The sequence below is a fragment of the Corynebacterium marambiense genome (assembly GCF_016342275.1).
GTDB lineage: Bacteria > Actinomycetota > Actinomycetes > Mycobacteriales > Mycobacteriaceae > Corynebacterium > Corynebacterium marambiense.
On record NZ_JAEIOT010000011.1, the window covers coordinates 227,913 to 245,211 of the forward strand.

The 17,299-nt window shown below is 64.2% G+C and carries 18 protein-coding genes and 1 pseudogene; 13 read left to right on the forward strand and 6 right to left on the reverse strand.

Going from position 1 to position 17,299, the window contains the following annotated elements:
- The first annotated feature begins 62 nt into the window (after positions 1–62).
- On the forward strand, positions 63–566 hold the full coding sequence (locus JDV76_RS10230) for a DUF2599 domain-containing protein (RefSeq protein WP_198736790.1): 504 nt from the start codon (positions 63–65) through the stop codon (positions 564–566).
- A gap of 80 nt (positions 567–646) precedes the next feature.
- Here the strand turns inward: JDV76_RS10230 and JDV76_RS10235 are convergent, their stop codons facing one another.
- The 3 genes from JDV76_RS10235 to JDV76_RS10245 are packed head-to-tail and all read right to left on the reverse strand — an operon-like array spanning position 647 to position 5,495.
- Positions 647–3,031 (reverse strand): serine/threonine protein kinase, encoded by a 2,385-nt coding sequence (locus tag JDV76_RS10235; RefSeq protein ID WP_198736791.1) that lies wholly within the window; start codon positions 3,029–3,031, stop codon positions 647–649.
- 2 nt (positions 3,032–3,033) lie between these two features.
- Positions 3,034–4,059: a glutamate ABC transporter substrate-binding protein gene (locus tag JDV76_RS10240; protein ID WP_198736792.1), complete on the reverse strand. Its 1,026-nt coding sequence runs from the start codon at positions 4,057–4,059 to the stop codon at positions 3,034–3,036.
- Positions 4,059–5,495, reverse strand: a complete 1,437-nt coding sequence (locus JDV76_RS10245; RefSeq protein ID WP_198736793.1) for a hypothetical protein — start codon at positions 5,493–5,495, stop codon at positions 4,059–4,061. The genes JDV76_RS10240 and JDV76_RS10245 overlap by 1 nt, the downstream gene beginning before the upstream one ends.
- A gap of 99 nt (positions 5,496–5,594) precedes the next feature.
- Between JDV76_RS10245 and JDV76_RS10250 the strand changes: the two genes are divergently transcribed.
- The 10 genes from JDV76_RS10250 to JDV76_RS10290 all read left to right on the forward strand — a co-directional run bounded on the left by JDV76_RS10250 (position 5,595) and on the right by JDV76_RS10290 (position 12,373).
- Positions 5,595–6,131, forward strand: a complete 537-nt coding sequence (locus JDV76_RS10250; protein WP_198736794.1) for an NUDIX hydrolase — start codon at positions 5,595–5,597, stop codon at positions 6,129–6,131.
- A complete protein-coding gene (thiE, locus tag JDV76_RS10255; protein ID WP_248140942.1) occupies positions 6,128–6,775 on the forward strand; it encodes a thiamine phosphate synthase in 648 nt (215 codons plus the stop codon). Before JDV76_RS10250 ends, thiE begins: the two co-directional genes overlap by 4 nt.
- Positions 6,772–7,851 carry a glycine oxidase ThiO gene (gene thiO, locus JDV76_RS10260; protein WP_198736795.1) on the forward strand — a complete coding sequence of 360 codons (1,080 nt, stop codon included), beginning with the start codon at positions 6,772–6,774 and terminating at the stop codon, positions 7,849–7,851. The genes thiE and thiO overlap by 4 nt, the downstream gene beginning before the upstream one ends.
- Before the next feature lie 9 nt (positions 7,852–7,860).
- Positions 7,861–8,106, forward strand: a complete 246-nt coding sequence (thiS, locus tag JDV76_RS10265; RefSeq protein ID WP_198736796.1) for a sulfur carrier protein ThiS — start codon at positions 7,861–7,863, stop codon at positions 8,104–8,106.
- A gap of 2 nt (positions 8,107–8,108) precedes the next feature.
- A complete protein-coding gene (thiG, locus tag JDV76_RS10270) occupies positions 8,109–8,873 on the forward strand; it encodes a thiazole synthase (RefSeq protein WP_198736797.1) in 765 nt (254 codons plus the stop codon).
- A gap of 437 nt (positions 8,874–9,310) precedes the next feature.
- Positions 9,311–9,469, forward strand: coding sequence for a hypothetical protein (locus JDV76_RS12680; protein ID WP_248140958.1), 159 nt, complete (start codon positions 9,311–9,313; stop codon positions 9,467–9,469).
- Positions 9,470–9,493: 24 nt separating this feature from the next.
- On the forward strand, positions 9,494–10,234 hold the full coding sequence (locus JDV76_RS12685) for a Fic family protein (protein ID WP_248140952.1): 741 nt from the start codon (positions 9,494–9,496) through the stop codon (positions 10,232–10,234).
- A gap of 61 nt (positions 10,235–10,295) precedes the next feature.
- Entirely contained in the window at positions 10,296–11,282 is a 987-nt protein-coding gene (locus tag JDV76_RS10280; protein ID WP_198736798.1) for an ABC transporter ATP-binding protein, read from the forward strand.
- A 3-nt stretch (positions 11,283–11,285) separates the two neighbouring features.
- The gene (locus JDV76_RS10285) at positions 11,286–12,050 is read left to right on the forward strand and encodes a multidrug ABC transporter permease (RefSeq protein ID WP_198736799.1); all 765 of its coding nucleotides are present in this window, start codon (positions 11,286–11,288) and stop codon (positions 12,048–12,050) included.
- 122 nt (positions 12,051–12,172) lie between these two features.
- Positions 12,173–12,373 (forward strand): hypothetical protein, encoded by a 201-nt coding sequence (locus JDV76_RS10290; protein ID WP_198736800.1) that lies wholly within the window; start codon positions 12,173–12,175, stop codon positions 12,371–12,373.
- A gap of 3 nt (positions 12,374–12,376) precedes the next feature.
- On the opposite strand, the gene JDV76_RS10295 is transcribed toward JDV76_RS10290, so the two are convergent.
- From JDV76_RS10295 to thiC, 3 genes are all read right to left on the reverse strand, one after another.
- Positions 12,377–12,994: a hypothetical protein gene (locus tag JDV76_RS10295; RefSeq protein ID WP_198736801.1), complete on the reverse strand. Its 618-nt coding sequence runs from the start codon at positions 12,992–12,994 to the stop codon at positions 12,377–12,379.
- Positions 12,995–13,079: 85 nt separating this feature from the next.
- Positions 13,080–13,280 (reverse strand): hypothetical protein, encoded by a 201-nt coding sequence (locus JDV76_RS10300; RefSeq protein ID WP_198736802.1) that lies wholly within the window; start codon positions 13,278–13,280, stop codon positions 13,080–13,082.
- 133 nt (positions 13,281–13,413) lie between these two features.
- On the reverse strand, positions 13,414–15,117 hold the full coding sequence (gene thiC, locus JDV76_RS10305; RefSeq protein WP_198736803.1) for a phosphomethylpyrimidine synthase ThiC: 1,704 nt from the start codon (positions 15,115–15,117) through the stop codon (positions 13,414–13,416).
- A gap of 1,073 nt (positions 15,118–16,190) precedes the next feature.
- On the opposite strand from thiC, the gene JDV76_RS10310 reads away from it, so the two are divergent.
- Positions 16,191–16,856, forward strand: a complete 666-nt coding sequence (locus JDV76_RS10310) for a DUF3558 domain-containing protein (RefSeq protein WP_232959236.1) — start codon at positions 16,191–16,193, stop codon at positions 16,854–16,856.
- Positions 16,840–17,299, forward strand: a pseudogene (locus JDV76_RS10315) (hypothetical protein); the annotation flags it as partial. The gene JDV76_RS10310 and the pseudogene JDV76_RS10315, both read left to right, overlap by 17 nt.

A 17,299-nucleotide genomic window follows, 5' to 3' on the forward strand; every position in this document is an offset into this window, starting at 1 on the left:
ACCCTGGAAGCCCCGTGGCATTACCGGCTACGGCAGGCCCATCCGTCGTTGAGGAGTACACCATGAAACCAACGCGTCGCACCCTCGTCCGCACGGCGACGGCGGCGGGCATCCTCGCGGCCGGACTCGCCACCGCGGCACCCGCATCGGCGGTCCCAGCGGTCCCGGATGCCGAACTCCTCGATGACGTCCGGGGTGTCCTGGGGATGATTGATAACCTCGGCGGGCTGGACGCCATCCTCGCGCGCCTCGATGCCGCCCTCAATCCGGCGACCACCCCCGATACCGGGATGCTCATCGAGAATGTCGATGTGTCGAGCTACCGCGGTCAACCGCGCTACGAGATCACCGTGACCGAGGCTGCCGCCACCGCCCCGGATGAACTGCGTGACGCGATGTGGGACGACGTGGTGGCCAGAGGCGTCCCGGACACCGCGACGCTACGCAACCAGTTCACCTGCCACTACCACTACCGGGACATCCTGGCGGTTAAGCCGTCCTGGAATCTTGAAGCCGCCCGTGCGGACAAGGGACACGACGGTTTCGTTGGGGACCTCTGCAACTAGCGTCCACGGGTACACCACCTTGCGGAGCCGCCACACCGCGTGACTCGGACTGCGGGCACACCTGCCGACACGTGTTGTGGTCAGAACCACGTCGGGGGGCGCACCGCATTCGCCATGTCGACGAGGGCGTACCGGTGCCTGGCGAACGGCGCCATCCGTGCCTGACTGCGCAGGGTGTCGGCGAGCGCCGCGCGCAGACCCCGCTGGGAGAACGGGAAACCGAACAGGGCGTTGGGGCTGGCTGAACAGCGCAGGCCGGTGGCCCGCAGCCAGTTCAGTCCCGCGCTGATCACACCGATCTTGATCTGCAGGAGGCGGGGCTCGTTGGTGGGGATCTCCTCCAACCGGCGGGCCGCGCGTCGGATCCTCGATTCGGTGAGCGTCGCCGGATCCCCGGAGACCAGCAGCAGGATCGTCGTCAGTTTTGCCATTCGCTGGTGCCGGGACGCCTGCGGCACCCGGTCGAGGGCGCTCACCGCGAGTTCCACCTGTTTTTCCGCCATGAGCTGGCGGGCCATGCCGAACGCGGAGGACACCGTCGTGGGGTTCGTCGCCCACACCAGTGCGTAGAGACGCATCGAGTGGAACCGGAGGGCAACAGGATCAGCGGTCAGGTGGGACCAACTATCCCCGAGGGTGGACAGCACATCCATGTGGAGGGCCGCGTCGGTTCCAGGGGAGTGTGCCGCGGTGTGGATGGCATCCTGGTCGAGCAGCGGGCGGTGGGTGTACCCGAGCTGCTGGAGAAGCATCTCGTCGACCGCGGCGAGAGCAAGCTTCGGTGCCGCCTCACCGGGGACGATGTTGAGCACGTTGTTGAAGTGGTCCTGTGCGGCCATGTAGTCGTCCAGAAGCAGGTCGGTGACCCCCGAGTACCACTGGTGCCGCCAGTCGAGACCGAGACGCTCCGACAGGGAATCGAGCCACTGTTTCGCCTCGAGGGTGAACCCGAGATCCAGCAGTGCGCGGACAACTCCGAGGGGGATCTCCGCGGATGCGGAGTACTCCTCGGTCTGCATCGCCTGTCGCATGGTCTCCAGGGCCTCGAGCGGCTCCGCGTACGACGACCCGGAGAGCAGTCCCGCGCCGATGTCGCTGCGGTCGATGAGGGGGACCGGAAGCGCCGCGACCACCTCGGGAGCGGTGATCCGCACCTCCCGTTCGATACCGTCGATGAGCTGGTCGGTGCGGAAAACCTGGTGCTTGGTGCCGAAGGTCGTACGTTGCGGGGAGAACAGGGAATGCTGCGCGGGGAACTGTTTTCCGTCACGGATCGCGAGAATCTCCCGCAACACCCCGTAGAGCTGGGTGGACAGCTCGGTGACATCACGGAACCGGCGGGCCGGATCCTCATGGGTGGCGCGGAGAAGCAGGCGGTAGAACGACAGGTGTCGGCGGAGCACCGGTTCCCCGGCGGGAGAGGGGATACCCGGGGCGTATGCGTCGTCCACGATCGGGAGGTTGCAGGTCATGGCTGCGAGGGTGCGACCGATGGTGTAAATGTCGCTGGCCACACTCGGGCCCTGGGTCGGGACCTCGGGGGCCTGGAAGCCTCGGGTGCCGTAGATGTACCCGAAGGCACCGATGCCGCTGACCGCGCCGAGGTCGATGAGTTTGACCTGGTCCTCCGTGACGATGATGTTGTCGGGCTTGAGGTCGTTGTAGACGACACCGCGGGAGTGCAAGTAGTCGAGAGCGGGCAGGATCTCGAGGATGTATCCGATGGCGAGCGCGACGTCGAAGACACCATCCTGTTGCTTCCGTCGGCGGTCCCGGAGGGAGGGGCCGCCCACGTACTCCATGACGATGAAACTGGCATCGCTGCGGGGGTCGTCGATGAAGTTGAAGATCTTGACGATCCCGGGGTGCGTGATGTCGGCGAGGAATTCGCGCTCGGCCTCGGCGACGGACCGGTGCCGGTTGTTCGGATCGGAGATCATACCCTTCAACACGACCCACCGGCCGGAGACGTTGAGGTCCTGCGCGAGGTAAACCCAGCCCATCCCGCCGTGAGCGAGCACGCCCGCGACCTCATATTGTCCGGCGACCATGTCCCCGGGGGACAGGGAGGGTGGTTCGACGCCCTTGGCGATGTCCTCCGCCGGATCGGTGATTGCCTCCATGGGGTCGCGGAGACGGATGAACGGAAGCTGCACCATCCCGTCGGCGACGAACCGGCCCTTGCGTGCTGAGGAACGCCGCTCCCGGAACGTCGACAGAGCCTGCTGCCGGGACCGGGTCCCGGCGTCCTCGACGGGAGTCACGGCCTCCGCGGTGTCGGACGGACCGGGGGCGGGAGCAGTGCCGGTGGCGGCTGCGGGGGCGGTCGCCGTCATGGTGGCGGCATCGTCACGCATGCTCCCGAGATCGTCGAGGAGCGCGTGGATCGTGTCGTCGTCCTCGTAGTCGTCGTCCTCGAACGGGTTGTAGGGGACGGCGTCGGTGCCCATCTCGTACTCGGCCATCGCTATCCCTCGTCCTTCTGCTGCATGTCCCGCTCGGGCTCAGGTCGGTAGTCGAGCGGTGGCGGTCCGGCGGTGGACTGGTACGGGCCGAGCCACCGGTTGTACAACATCCACCAGGTACCATCCTGACGGACCCGCTCGATGGTGGCGTTGACCTGTCGGATCAGGCCGTCCGTGTCGTGCCGGTACCCGGGGGAGGCGATGCCCACACCGTAGTGCGCTTCACCGAGCGCCGGGCCGACCAGGCGGGTGTAGGGGTCCTGTTCGGCGATACCGGAGAGGATCGCGTCGTCCGAGATCACCGCATCAGCCTGGTACTGCTGAACCGCGACGAGGCAGTCGGCCCAGTTCCGCACAAGGAGTAGATCGGCCTCCGGGGCGAGGGAGCGCGCGCGTTCGGCGGCCGTCGACCCGTTGGTGACGCATACGGTGCGGCCCTCCAGATCGGCCAGTGACGAGATGTTCGACGACTCCATCGCGAGGATCCGGGTCCGGGCGGTGAAGTACGGGGTGGAGAACGCGATCTGGTCCTGCCTGCTGCGGGTAATCGTCAGGGAGCGCACCACGATGTCGACCGTGCCAGCCTCGAGCGCCAGAACCCGGTCGGCGGAATCGACGAAGCGGAAGTCCACCTTCGACGGATCGCCGAAGATATCCCGGGCGATCTCCCTGGCGAGATCGACCTCGAAACCCTCCAGCTCCCCGGTCGTCGAATCGCGGAAACTCAAGAGGTTCTGCGACTGGTCGACACCCACGATCAACCGACCCCGGGCGAGGATCGCCGGAACCCGGTCCTCGACGTTCTCATTTCCGGGCCGACGGGATCCCAACAGCCCGTCGACAAGGATGGGTTTACCGGGGTTGCTCCCCGCCTTCTCCACCACGGCGCCGGGTGGCAGCGGAAGAGAGGAACCGGTCGTGGAAACCCATGCAGGCTGGGACTCATCGTGATCCGGGCGCGCGCACGAGGCGACGGTGACTGCCGCGGCGACGAGCACGGCGGTAGCGAGCCGGTGGCGGTAGCGCATCAGAGGTACTCCTGGAGTCGAGGTCGGATACCCGCCACCGTGGCGACCATCGCCAACAGGCTGAGCAGACGCACCATGGAAGACACCCGGGTCGTCGCGTTCAATCCGTCGGCGATGTAGCTGCGCAGGGAGGCCCGCGCATCGTCGATGAGGGAGGACAACGCGGAATCGAGTGAATCGAAGGCACTCGCCGCGGTCCCGTCACCCGGGGACCGCTCCACCCCCCGAACGCCGAGGGCGGTCTCCAGTGCCGCGGGGTAGTCTCCGACCGCCTGATCTTCGGTGAGCGTCGCGTGGGCGCTGCGCCAGTAGGCGAGCGACTGCCGGGCGACCTGGGCGCTCGCGGAGTTGACGTCCGACTCGCTTAACACCGAACTCTGGTAAGCCTCCAGCGCCTGATCGATGGCCCGGGTCGCGGTGAGAAAACTGGCCTTGCCGCTGGAACTCTGCCGCCGAACGAGCGCCAGGGTCTCCTCAGTCCGGGCTTTCTGGGCCGCGATCCGCGCGTTGGTCAGCGACTCGAGCGGCTGTGACGCCTCCTCGAAACCCTTCGTTCCGGCGTTCCAAGTAACGAGGTTCGCGCCGCCGACCCACAGCAGGGCGACGGTCATCAGGGCGGTCGCGGTGACGAAGCCCTTATTCAACCAACGCCGTGTCCGGACCGCCAGCCATCGCTGCCCGAGCAACAGGAGCAGGATTGCCGCGGCCAGCCCCGACAGCGGTATCCACTGCGGTTGAGTGAGCTGGGACTGCTGCTGGCGCACCTCCTCCGACGTCTGTTCGAACAGTTCCGCGGCAGCGGGGAGAATCTCGGTGCGCATGAGCGCCGAGGCCTCCGCGAGGTACGCGGCACCCACCGGATTACCTGCCCGGTTGTTCGTCCGCGCGGTCTCCACCAACCCCGTGTAGACCGGTAACTGCCGCTGAATCTGGGAGATCAGCTGACCCGATCTGCTGTCCAGGTCGGCGACTCCCGCGGCCGCCTTGGACGCTGCGATGCTCGCCCGACGGACCGAGTCGTTGTAGGTTTGCCGGGTCTGCGGGGACTCGACACCCGCCTGCGCGAAACCAGTGGTCGCCGCGGTGTCCGCCACCGACAGCGAGGTATAGAGATTATGCGCAGCGTAGGACGTCGGCTCCGTGGTGGTGATCAACGTCCCGAGGGCATCATTCCGGGCCGCCGACGACTGGGACATGGAGAACCCGGCGGCGAAGATGGAGACCGTGATGATCAACGTCATCGCGGTCATTTTCCCCGGTGATGTTCGCAGGAAACCGAACGCCTTGCGCAGCCAGTGGAAGGGCTGTCCGAAGGTGTCCTGGGCAAAGGCAAACAGTGGGTGCCGGCGGCGCCGCCGGTCCATTCCGCTGACCCGGTCCAACCAGTGGTCCTGGGTGTCCTCCGGGATCACGGTGGACTGAGGTACGCCGGTCATTTCACAAGGATAACTGACCTCCGCGGGTTTCACTCTTGCTGTGCTGAAGCGCTCCACCAGCCACCCCCGGAGGTGGCTGCGGGACTAATGTTGGGGGCTATGAAAGGTGACGGAAATGGTTGGTCCGCGGGTCCCCGGGGCACGCGGTGCTGGGGAGTTCACGGCGCAGCCGGGCTCCTCCTCATCGCGGACGGTTCCGACACCCCCGGCGGAAAGGGGGCCGGCCCCCTCCGCATCCTCATGCAGCACCGTGCCGAATGGACCGCGGACGGTGGCACCTGGGCACTCCCCGGAGGGGCACGCGACTCGCACGAATCCGCGGCGGAAGCGGCACTGCGGGAAACCGAGGAGGAGTGCGCCATCGACACCGACCGCGTGGAGGTCCTCAGAGAGCTGACCACCGCGGGACCCCACAGCGCCGATCCGGAACGCCCGGAACTCGCCGGTGGTTGGACTTACACCACCGTCATCGGCAGGGTCGGCCAGCCCCTGCCGACGCAGGCCAACCGCGAATCTCTGGAACTCCGGTGGGTCCCCGTCGATGAGGTCACCGAACTGAACCTGATGCCCGCCTTCGCGGCCGCCTGGCCACGGCTGCGTGGCGAACTCGACCGACTCCTGGGAGACAACCGGTGACCACCATCGACAACGCACATCTCTATCTCGTGACCGACGCCCGATTCCGGGCCGACGGAACCTCCGGACTCCTTGATCTTGCCGAAGCCGCGTGCGCCGCCGGAGTCGACATCATCCAGCTCCGGCAGAAGAATCCCCGGATCGAGGCAGCAGAGGAAGTGGACCTCCTCGCCGCGCTCCGCGAGGTCTGCGACCGGCACGGCACCCTGCTCGCGGTCAACGACCGGGCCGACATCGCCCGCGCCGCCGGCGCGGACGTCCTCCATCTCGGCCAGCGGGATCTCCCCGTAGCCGTGGCCAGAGACATCGTGGGCCCGCAGGTGATCATCGGCCGGTCCTGCCACAACCCCGAGCACGTCGACGCCGCCATCGAGGAACCCGAGGTCGACTACTTCTGCACCGGGCCGGTGTGGGCGACCCCCACCAAACCCGGACGCGCCGCCACCGGTCTCGATCTCGTTCGGTACGCGGCGTCCACCGGGACAACCAAACCCTGGTTCGCGATCGGTGGCATCGACCCCGGAAACGCAGCCGACGTAGCCGCAGCCGGTGCCCGCCGGCTCGTCGTGGTCCGCGCCATCGCCGACGCCGACGACCCCGCAGCCGCGACCCGTGCACTCAGAGCGGTGGTGGCTGGGAGATGACCTCCATCGACGGCACTCCCGTGAGCATCATCGGCGGATCTGTCATCGGCCTGGCCTGCGCCTTCCGACTGGCCCACGCCGGAGCCGACGTCACCCTGTACGCCCCCGCGGCAAGCCCCCGCGACGGGGCCGGATGGGTCGCCGGTGGCATGCTCGGCGGACTCACCGAAGCCTGGCCGGGGGAGGAGACAATGCTCCACCTCGGGGTCGCGTCCCTCGACTCCTGGGAACAACTGCTCGCCGACCTCGCGGTCGGCGGTGCGGACGACATCGTCACCGGAACAGGCACGATCCTCACCGGTGCGGACGACGCCGACGCCACCGACATCGAGCGGGCCTTCGGATTCGTGGAATCGCACTACCCGGGACGCCTCCGCCGCATCAGTCGACGGGAGATACGGCAGCTCGAACCCGCGCTGCGCCGCGGACTGCGCGCCGGGGCGGTGTGCCCGGAGGAACACGCCGTCGACAACCGCGTCCTCCTACACCGACTGGCCGAGGCCTGCGAACGGCTCGGCGTCCGACGCGTGGAACAGACCGTGACCGATCTGACGGCCATCCCCGGCGAGCGTGTCGTCGTCGCGGCGGGCGCCGGTGCCCGCGAACTACTCGGGCTCGACGTCCGTGAAGTGAAGGGCGAGGTCGTGCGCCTGCGTCGGCAACCCGGATCACAGCCCGCCCCGGAACGCACGATCCGCGCCCGCGTCCACGGTCGGCCCCTGTACCTCGTGCCCCGCGCGTGGGGCGTGGCCGTCGGCGCCACCGAATACGAGCACGGGCACGACACCGCCCCCACGGCGGGAGGAGTCCGGCAGCTGCTCGACGATGCGGCACTCGTGTTCCCCGGAATAGACGACTACGTCTTCGACGAGGTCATCGCCGGACTGCGGCCCTACAGTCCCGACAACGTACCGGTCATCGGCCCCGTCGGTGACGGCCGTGTCATCGCCGCCTGCGGTCACGGGCGCAACGGGATTCTGCTCTCCGCCATCACCGCCGACGCCGTCCTCGCCGAGGTCCGCGACACACCACTCGACATCACCCGGCTCACCCGACCGGACCGACCCACCCTCTAGGAGCACCCCATGAGTCAGCTCACCGAACGAACCCCCGGCGGCCACGGACCGAGAACAGTCACCGTCAACGGGCAGGCCCGCGAGCTCGGATCGGAGACCACCATCCGGCAGCTCGTCCACGAACGCTCCGAGACCGACCGCGGTTTCGCCGTCGCCGTCAACGGGCTCGTCGTGCCCGCCGGGCGCTGGGACGAGACCGTCGGACAGCTGGATGCGGCGCACATCGACATCTTCACCGCCGTCCAGGGAGGGTAGCCGTGTCGGAGCCACTCGTCATCGCAGGAAAGACACTCACCTCACGCCTGATCATGGGCACCGGCGGGGCGGCCAATCAGCAGGTCCTCCGCGAGGCGCTCGTGGCCTCCGGCACGGCAATGACCACTGTCGCCATGCGTCGCGTCGACGCCGGCGGACACACCGGGCTCCTCGCGATGCTCGATGACATCGGCGTGGAGGTCCTCCCTAACACCGCCGGCTGCAGGACCGCCGCCGAAGCCGTCCTCACCGCCCGCCTCGCCCGGGAAGCCCTGGGCACCAACTGGATCAAGCTGGAGGTCATCGCCGACGACCGGACGCTCCTGCCCGACGGCGTGGAGCTTCTCGACGCTGCCGAGCAACTCGTCGACGACGGCTTCGTCGTCCTGCCCTACACCAACGACGACCCCATCCTCTGCCGCCAGCTGGAGGAAGCCGGGTGCGCCGCGGTGATGCCCCTGGCCGCACCGATCGGCACCGGACTGGGGATCCGCAACGAACACAACCTGGAGATGATCACCTCCGTCGCCGGAGTACCCGTGATCTGTGACGCGGGCATCGGCACCGCCTCCGATGCGGCGCGCGCCATGGAACTCGGCTGCTCCGCTGTCCTCCTCGCCACCGCCGTCACCCGCGCCGATGATCCGGTGATGATGGCGCGGGCCATGAAACTCGCCGTCGAATCCGGCCACCTGGCACGGCGCGCGGGACGTATCCCGAAGCGGTTCTGGTCGCAGGCGTCCTCTCCGACCGAATCACCCGTCTGACGGAGCCTTCAGTCCCGGGCGGTGGTGGCTGACCGCCGACGGGTATCCGGGCCCCACGCCCGAGCGGGATGCGCCGGGATAAACAGACCCGCCGTGAGCGGGTGATCGCCGGTCGGCGGTGAGAACCCGCGGGGTGGGATGTGTCGATGACGTGAACATGTCGATGGGATGTGTCGAAATTCCGGGATTTTTCGACACGTCCGGGGATATGTGTGCGCTTCGTACATGTGGACGACACCTGGTCTGCCTTACCAGGATCTGCCGGCGCAACCGCCTTCGTGTCAGGTTGAGACGCCGGGAGTCTTGAAGGCCACCGTGGCTGCAGGTCGGGCACCGGCCAGGCTTGACGGCGCGTGCAAACGCCTTCCATACCCGACGATGCTCATCAACTTGATCCCCTGCTCGAAGCACAGGCATCAAACGAAATCGAAAACATCGTGACCACAAACGATGAGCTTTTCAAGGCGGCCCACGGTGCGCTGTCAGAGATGACACCCCGGGTCAAAGAGGCCCTGCGTTCTCGTGAGGCCCTCCACGCAGGCGTGCTTTCACTCGATTCCAGACCACTTACCGTACAAACTGCGGTTGACATCTGATCCCGGATACACGGGCATTCGGTTGTGATCAGAGATCAACCGGGTACCTACGGCAGTTCCGCGAGTGAAAGGCGTATCTACACTCCACCCGAGGGAAAGAAAGTGATCCGGGAGCACCTCAGCCGGTGGGAACGGTTCCTGCATGCGGATCACGGACTTGACCCATTGACCGTGATGGCTCTCGCGCACTACCAGTTTGAGGCGATCCATCCGTTCTTCGACGGAAACGGACGTACCGGGCGTGTCCTGAACCTTCTCATCCTCATTGAGACGGAACTACTGGAGTTTCCGATCCTCTATCTGTCCGGTCACATCATGCGGCACAAGGACACCTACTATGAACGGTTGAATGCGGTGATCCGCTCCGATGACTGGGAACCCTGGGTTCTCTTCATGATGGTAGGAGTGGAGTTGACCGCACACTGGACTATGCAGCTCGTTGATGCAACGGGTGATCTTCGAGGCAACATGGAGGAAGAGATCCGTCAGTTGAATACGAGGATGCCTGCAACAGAGATAACGCGGCTGTTGTGCACCCAGCCTTATCTTCGCATCGAGAATGTCGTGGACGCTGGATTGGCGAAGCGCCAGACCGCTTCCAAGTGGTTGGGTGATCTCGCAGAAGCAGGGCTCATTACGAAGGAGAGGGTCGGACGCCATGTGATCTACGTGAATGACCGATTGCTATACACCCTTTTTCACACCCCATTACCGGGGCACAGCTGGGTTAGTGTGACTTCGCGGGATAGTCGGTTCGGGGTGTGACCTTGCAGCCATCTCGGGGTGGTCCGCGCCGGTTTCCGTTTCCTGTGTCAGACTGGTGGACATGATTGAAGTTTCCGGCCTGACCAAGAAGTACCGCCAGGTCCGCGCCGTCGATGATCTGACCTTTTCGGTCAACCCCGGGGTGGTCACGGGATTCCTCGGACCGAATGGTGCGGGCAAGTCGACGACGATGCGGATGATCCTGGGGCTCGACAAGCCTACGGCGGGTACCGCCACCATCAACGGCGTCCCCTACCGCAAGTTAAAGAACCCACTCCGGGAGGTAGGGGCGCTTCTTGATGCCAAGGCGACCCACCCGAACCGTAGTGCCGCGAACCACCTGAAATGGATCGCGAAGTCGAACGGGATCCCGAAGAACCGCGTCGACGAGGTTCTCGGACTGGTCGGATTGTCGGATGTCGCGGGCAAGAAGACCGGTGGTTTCTCCCTGGGCATGGGGCAGCGGCTCGGTCTCGCGACCGCCCTGCTCGGTGATCCGGGCGTGCTGCTTCTCGACGAACCGATCAACGGCCTGGACCCGGAGGGCATCCGCTGGGTGCGTGACCTCCTCAAGGCACTCGCGAGAGAAGGCCGTACGGTTCTGGTCAGCTCCCACATGCTGTCCGAGATGGCACTGACCGCGGATCACCTCATCGTGATCGGGCGCGGAAAGCTCGTTTCCGACTCCTCCACCTACGACTTCATCAAGGAGTCCTCGCGTACCTCAGTTCTCATGCGTACCGACCAGTACAAGGAGTTCACCAACGTCCTCGAAGAAGAGAACATTCCCTACCGGGAAGACCTCGACGAAGAGAAGCGCCCCTTGCTGGTCATCGATGACGTCACCACTGACTTCGTCGGAGGACTGGCCTACTCCACCGGAATCATGGTCAACGAACTCACAGAGCGGAAGGCATCCCTCGAGGAGGCGTTCCTCCAGATGACCGGCCACGCACAGGAATACCACGCCGGTGAAACCCCCGGTCAGCCGGAGATCCCGGGAGCCGTGCCGGTGTCGAATGACGAGAAGCTGAACGAGGAGAACTGACACATGTTTCCCAACATCCTTGCCGCGGAGTGGATCAAACTCCGCACCACCAAGGCCTTCTGGTGGACGACCGCGATCTTCTTCCTCGTCGGCGTCGGTACACCCGCGCTCTATGTCTACAGCGCCGTAAAATTCGATGGGCAGGAGAACGCGATCCTTCTGCCGCAGATCCTCGTCTCCGGGGTCGGGGCCTTCGGATTCCTCGTCCTGATGATCCAGGCCGTGATGGTCGTGACCGGCGAGTACCGCCACTCGGTCACCCACTCAACGTTCCAGGCGTGCCCGAACCGGACGCTGGTCGTCGTCGCGAAACTCGTGTTGTACATGGTGATCGCCGCGGTCCTGACGTTCATCGGTGTAATCGGGGCCTTGTATGCCGCGAAACTCGTCGCCTCGGACGCCTCCGCCGCGACCCTCGACATTTGGGGCGGGGACATCAGCCGCCGGATCATGTGGTCCTATCCGCTCGCCGCGGTGTTGCTCGTCGTGTTCGCCCAAGCCATCGCCTGGATTGTCCGACAGACCGCCGGTGCCATCTCGATCCTCTTCCTCTGGTACTTCGCGGTGGAGAATCTGATCAACCTGCTGATCCCGAAGATCGGCAAGACGATCTACAAGTACGCCCCGTTCAACAACTTCAATGCCTTCGTCAACGACCAGGCCGTCGATGCCCCCTGGGGGGTCACCGGTAGTATCTGGTACTTCGCCGCCTGGGCGTTCGGGCTCATGATCGTCGCCGTCCTGCTGGTGAATACCCGCGACGCCTGACCGGCCCACGACACCACACAACCCGGCACCTCATCCGAGGTACCGGGTTGCGTCATATTCACCGGGAGGAATCCTCTAACGTGGAGGGCGCCCTCACAGACCGAGAAAGGACCGGTACCGCCGTGAACAAGCTCCAGTCGATGTCCGACCGCGCACTCACCGCGCAGATCCTCGTGCTCGTGCTGTGCGTCATCGGACTGGGTGCCATCCTGTTCGCAGTGCCCGACGGCAGGTGGGCCGCGCTACCCTTCATCATCTGTGTTGCCGGACTTCTCGGCTTCTGCGGGGAGGGCTACCGGCGCTGGAGCATCAGGCGCCGGTGACGTTCACCAGCCGTCATGTCGTTGGGGGAGATCCTGCGGTGTCTCTGGCGGTGTGATCGTGTAGCCGAGTTGTTTCAGAGCCTCGACAGCCACTTCGGGGGAGTCGCGGACAGCGGCTCTGCACTGGGTGTCGAGCCACTCTCGGCGCGCGGAAAGCAACGTGGCCTCCCAATTTTCTTTTGCGCGGAAGCCGCATTCGTTGATCGTGAAATAGAGGAAATCCTCCATCGACGGTCGGAATCGGTGGCCGCCCACGGGGAGATGAAGGGACTGCCAGTCGCCGTTGCGGACCCCTTTCTTCCCGTTCCGCATGAGCCCCGGGCTCAACAGACCACCGACCCCGTGGACATGGATATGAGCGGCAGGAACTGAGGTCTTGTGTCGCTCATACTCGAATCTGACCGCCGGAGATTTGGCTGCACGGATCTGGAATGAGGAGTTCTCGATGACCGGAAAGGTAGCAGAACGGTCTAGACCGGCCTGGTAGGTGATCTTGGCACTGTACAGATCGCTGCCGGGGCAGGTCGATTCCGAGTTCACGGGGAGGGCCGGGCCGCTGTAGGCGAGTTCCACCTCTAAAACAGCGCTGGCCGTCAACTCATCCTCGTTGACCTCGACCACGCTTTTCGGTGTGAAGGGTAGAACCCGCACGAGGAGCTCTTCGCGCTCTTGGAAGAACCTCTCGGCCCAGGTATAGAACCCGGTGCTATCCACGACGCGGCATGCCGAGGAGGAACTCCGTTCTCTGGAGCTCCTCATAGACCTGCATGTCCTCGGGGGACAACAGACCCAATCGCGCCAGATCACGGTAATCCCGGTACGTCATGCGAGCTTCGAGCCTGTCGGTCAACTCTCGTCGACGCTTCTGGAGTTCTGCATTGTTGGTCTTCCTGATGGTGATGGCCACGGTGGCAGCTCCCTTCTCGATTGCTCTGGTCGTTTACCTGAATTATTCCACCACAGTACCCGGACGGGTTACCCCCATCTGTTCGAGAATCTTGGGTTGGGAAGCTGAAGAGGTGGTCTATGCCCCGTGCTTTCTACGTCGCGCTGATCGGCAGATAGACGCGCCCGCCGGATTCCGCGAACTCCTTCGACTTCTCCTGCATACCGGCTTCGATCGCCTCTACACTGTCCAGTCCGTGCTGCTTCGCGTATTCGCGCACATCCTGGGAGATGCGCATCGAGCAGAACTTCGGTCCGCACATCGAACAGAAGTGCGCCGTCTTCGCGGGTTCCGCAGGCAGTGTCTCGTCGTGGAAATCGAGGGCGGTGTCCGGATCGAGGGCGAGTGCGAACTGGTCGTGCCACCGGAACTCGAACCGCGCGGTGGACAGGGCGTCGTCACGTTCCTGCGCCCGCGGATGCCCCTTGCCCAAGTCCGCTGCGTGGGCGGCGATCTTGTAGGTGATCACACCGATCTTCACGTCATCCCGGTTGGGCAGCCCGAGGTGTTCCTTCGGGGTGACGTAGCAGAGCATGGCGGTCCCTGCCTGCCCGATGATCGCGGCGCCGATCGCGGAGGTGATGTGATCGTAACCGGGTGCGATGTCCGTGGCGAGGGGGCCGAGCGTGTAGAAAGGCGCTTCTTCACACCACTCTTCCTCCCACTCCACATTGATCGCGACCTTGTGCATGGGGACGTGTCCCGGCCCCTCGATCATCACCTGGCACCCACGTTCCTTAGCGACCCTCGTCAGCTCACCCAGCGTGCGCAGCTCGGCGAGCTGCGCCTCATCGTTCGCGTCAGCGATGGACCCGGGGCGCAGTCCGTCGCCGAGGGAGAAGGTGACGTCGTATTTCGCGAGGATGTCGCACAGCTCCACGAAGTGCGTGTACAGGAAGGATTCCTCGTGCCGGTTGAGGCACCAGGCCGCCATGATCGAACCACCACGGCTGACGATGCCGGTGACCCGGTTCGCGGCCAGCGGGACGTAGCGGAGCAGCACACCGGCGTGAACGGTCATGTAGTCCACGCCCTGCTCACACTGCTCGATCACGGTGTCCCGGTAGATCTCCCACGTCAGCTTCGTGGGATCACCCTTGACCTTCTCTAGGGCCTCGTAGATCGGGACGGTACCGACCGGCACGGGGGAGTTGCGCAAGATCCACTCGCGGGTCTCGTGGATGTCCCGCCCGGTGGACAGATCCATGATGGTGTCCGCGCCCCAGCGGGTCGCCCACACCATCTTTTCCACCTCTTCCGCGATGGACGAGGTCACGGCGGAGTTTCCCATGTTGGCGTTGACTTTCACCGCGAACTTCTTGCCGATGATCATCGGTTCGATCTCCGGGTGGTTGTGGTTCGCGCAGATCACCGCGCGACCTGCCGCGACCTCCTCGCGAACGGTCTCGGGGTCGAAGCCCTCGCGGTGGGCGATGAACGCCATCTCCGGGGTGACGATCCCGGCGCGGGCCCACGCCAACTGGGTCCGCACCTTCAGCTCCGGGTGCTCATCAGAAGCAGGGACTGCATCGGGGTGCGGCCACGAGTCGCGGATCTTCGCCAGCCCTTCCTTCAGATTCAGCTCCGGATCGGTGTGGGTGTAAATACCGGAGGTGTCGTATACGTCGAAATGGTCACCGTTGGTCAGGTTGATGCGTCGGGCGGGAACCCGCAGGGTGGTGCCCTGGAAGTCGACCTCGTTGTAGATCTTCTCGCTCCGGTAAATCGGCCCTGTGGTGACCTGCCCCTCGGTTGGAGGTGCGGTTTTCGGGTTTACTCTGGGCGTGCGTGAGCGCATGACTGTATTTCCTCTCCCTACGCCGGCATTATCCGGACAGGTTCGAAACGGTCGGCACCCCCGGTGATTCAGGTGCCCTCTCAGCGTGGTTGGGGCCACGCTCCCGTGGTTGACAGGTTGTGCGCACGAGTTTAACAAGCGGCGGGTGACATCGTGGCGCATTGAAATAGAATCAGGGGGGTGCTTCGCAGGGTGACGGTCTAGTCACCGGTGGAACTGCGGTTCCGGGAGAGATCACAGAGATACCCGCAATGATGGACGCCAGTACCGTGCTGGTCGTTGCGATCCTGGATCGCTGACCCAAGTGGCGCCTCACCGAGGGGTGCGCTACTACTCCCGTCGGGGAGGTTGTGGAACCGGACCGGATACTTCACGGTCGGAGAATCAAGCAGGAAAACCGTACGCGTACGAGGAGTTTCTTGAGCGACGGTCGGGACAGTGAAGCTCGCGGTCGTATTGTTCGGTCCTGGAGTATGTCTCGCTTCACGCCGGATCACGTTGCATGAGGAGCGGCCTGGGAACGCGGCTACCTCCACTTCAACTGCGGAGCAATTGATTACCGGGGGCTCCCGCCGGAGGATCTGTCTTCGGTGACCGCCAACTCTGTTGTATTCAGCGGTGTGGGCATTGGGTACTGAGCTATTTCGGGTTGGATACCGGTACACCCGAACCTGAGGTAGGCCCCTGGAGTATTGCTGTTTCCCGACCTTCCGGGCGGCAGGCTGCAGGACTTTCACCTTCACGGACACACATCGCAGGCTGCGCTGGGACGGTATCCGGGGATTGTCCGCAGGTGTTGTTCGCGACCGACACCGCGCCAGCCGAGGGTGCTGAACAAGTGTGTGGAACCGGCGCCCGATCCCCGCTCTGTGGGGATGCTCGCAAGCCTGTTTTTTCCCGCCTATCACCCCCACCGCATGAAAACTGGGCACCACGGGAACCACCTCACGTGCGAAGCGGTCTGACCATCTGGAAAGCAATCTGCGAGTTCTGCTCGTAGCCCGATTCTGGAGAAAGTCAGGTTTCCCTTGTCCCGAACCACGTTCCTTACCGCACTCATGGTCAGTGCCACGATGATCCTGGCCGCCTGCCAGTCGCCACCCCCGCAGCCCGCTGCGGGACAGAGCGGATCATCGACTGGCACACCGATCGAACAGTCCAGCGAGCAAACCCCTGCCGAAGAACGTTCTTCGGCAACCGCCAACGCCGACGGCAGCCCCATCGTCTTCGATCCAGTCGACGCCGGAAAACATCTCCCCGACCCCTGCCTAGAGTTATCCGAGGAGGTCCTACAAAAGATCGGTTTCACCACCGATTATGAACGTTTCACTTATGGTCTGGATGATGAATTGTTGGGGAAAGGAATAAGCTGCGACCTCAATTTAATTGAGGAGACCGAAGCAGTTGTCGCGCTGGGGTTCTATACCGACAATGTCACTAAAGACTATATCCAAGAACAGGGTCTTTTCATCCGGGATGCTCTGGACTCAAAAGTTCCGAACGCATACTTCTACACTTTTTCTCCCCGAGATCGGAGTAGGTGCTTTATCGGTGTACATACCCCCAGGGGAAGGTTGGGTTTAGTTGCGTCAGGTCCAACAACATGGACCTGGGAAGAGTCTTGTTCTATGGCGTTGGACTACTTCGACAGAACCTACGAGGCCACCGATGGATTCGCCTGGCTGAAATCATGGCCGACGAAAGATGAAAAGGAGACCGATAATGACAGTTCACTTTGATGTCGCACAACTGGTTAGCATCATTCGATCATTGAAGGAAGAGCATCAAAAAATCCATGAAACTAGCAACCAGATTATCTTTGGTCCGGGGATCGGGGCGTATTCTTCGGCTCCTGGTTTGGCGGATCTCGGCAGGCAACACGCCCAAGTGTTCGTCGGGGCGTCGGGATCTGCTGATGATGTTCTCACTGTTTTCAAGTCTCAAGCCCAATGGCTGGCCGAGGCATTGCATTCCACGGTCCGTGCCCTAGAAACCATTGACGGGGTGACCCGTATCCAACTGATCACCGGCACACCCGGGCCAGAGGTAACCCCAGAAGCACTACCCTTTCCCGACCGACCACACCCGGACTACCGGCCTTTTACCTTCACACCCCCACACATCACCGGCGGTGGTCAGACACTGGCCGGATTAGCCGCGATGTTCTCCACCACCGACACCG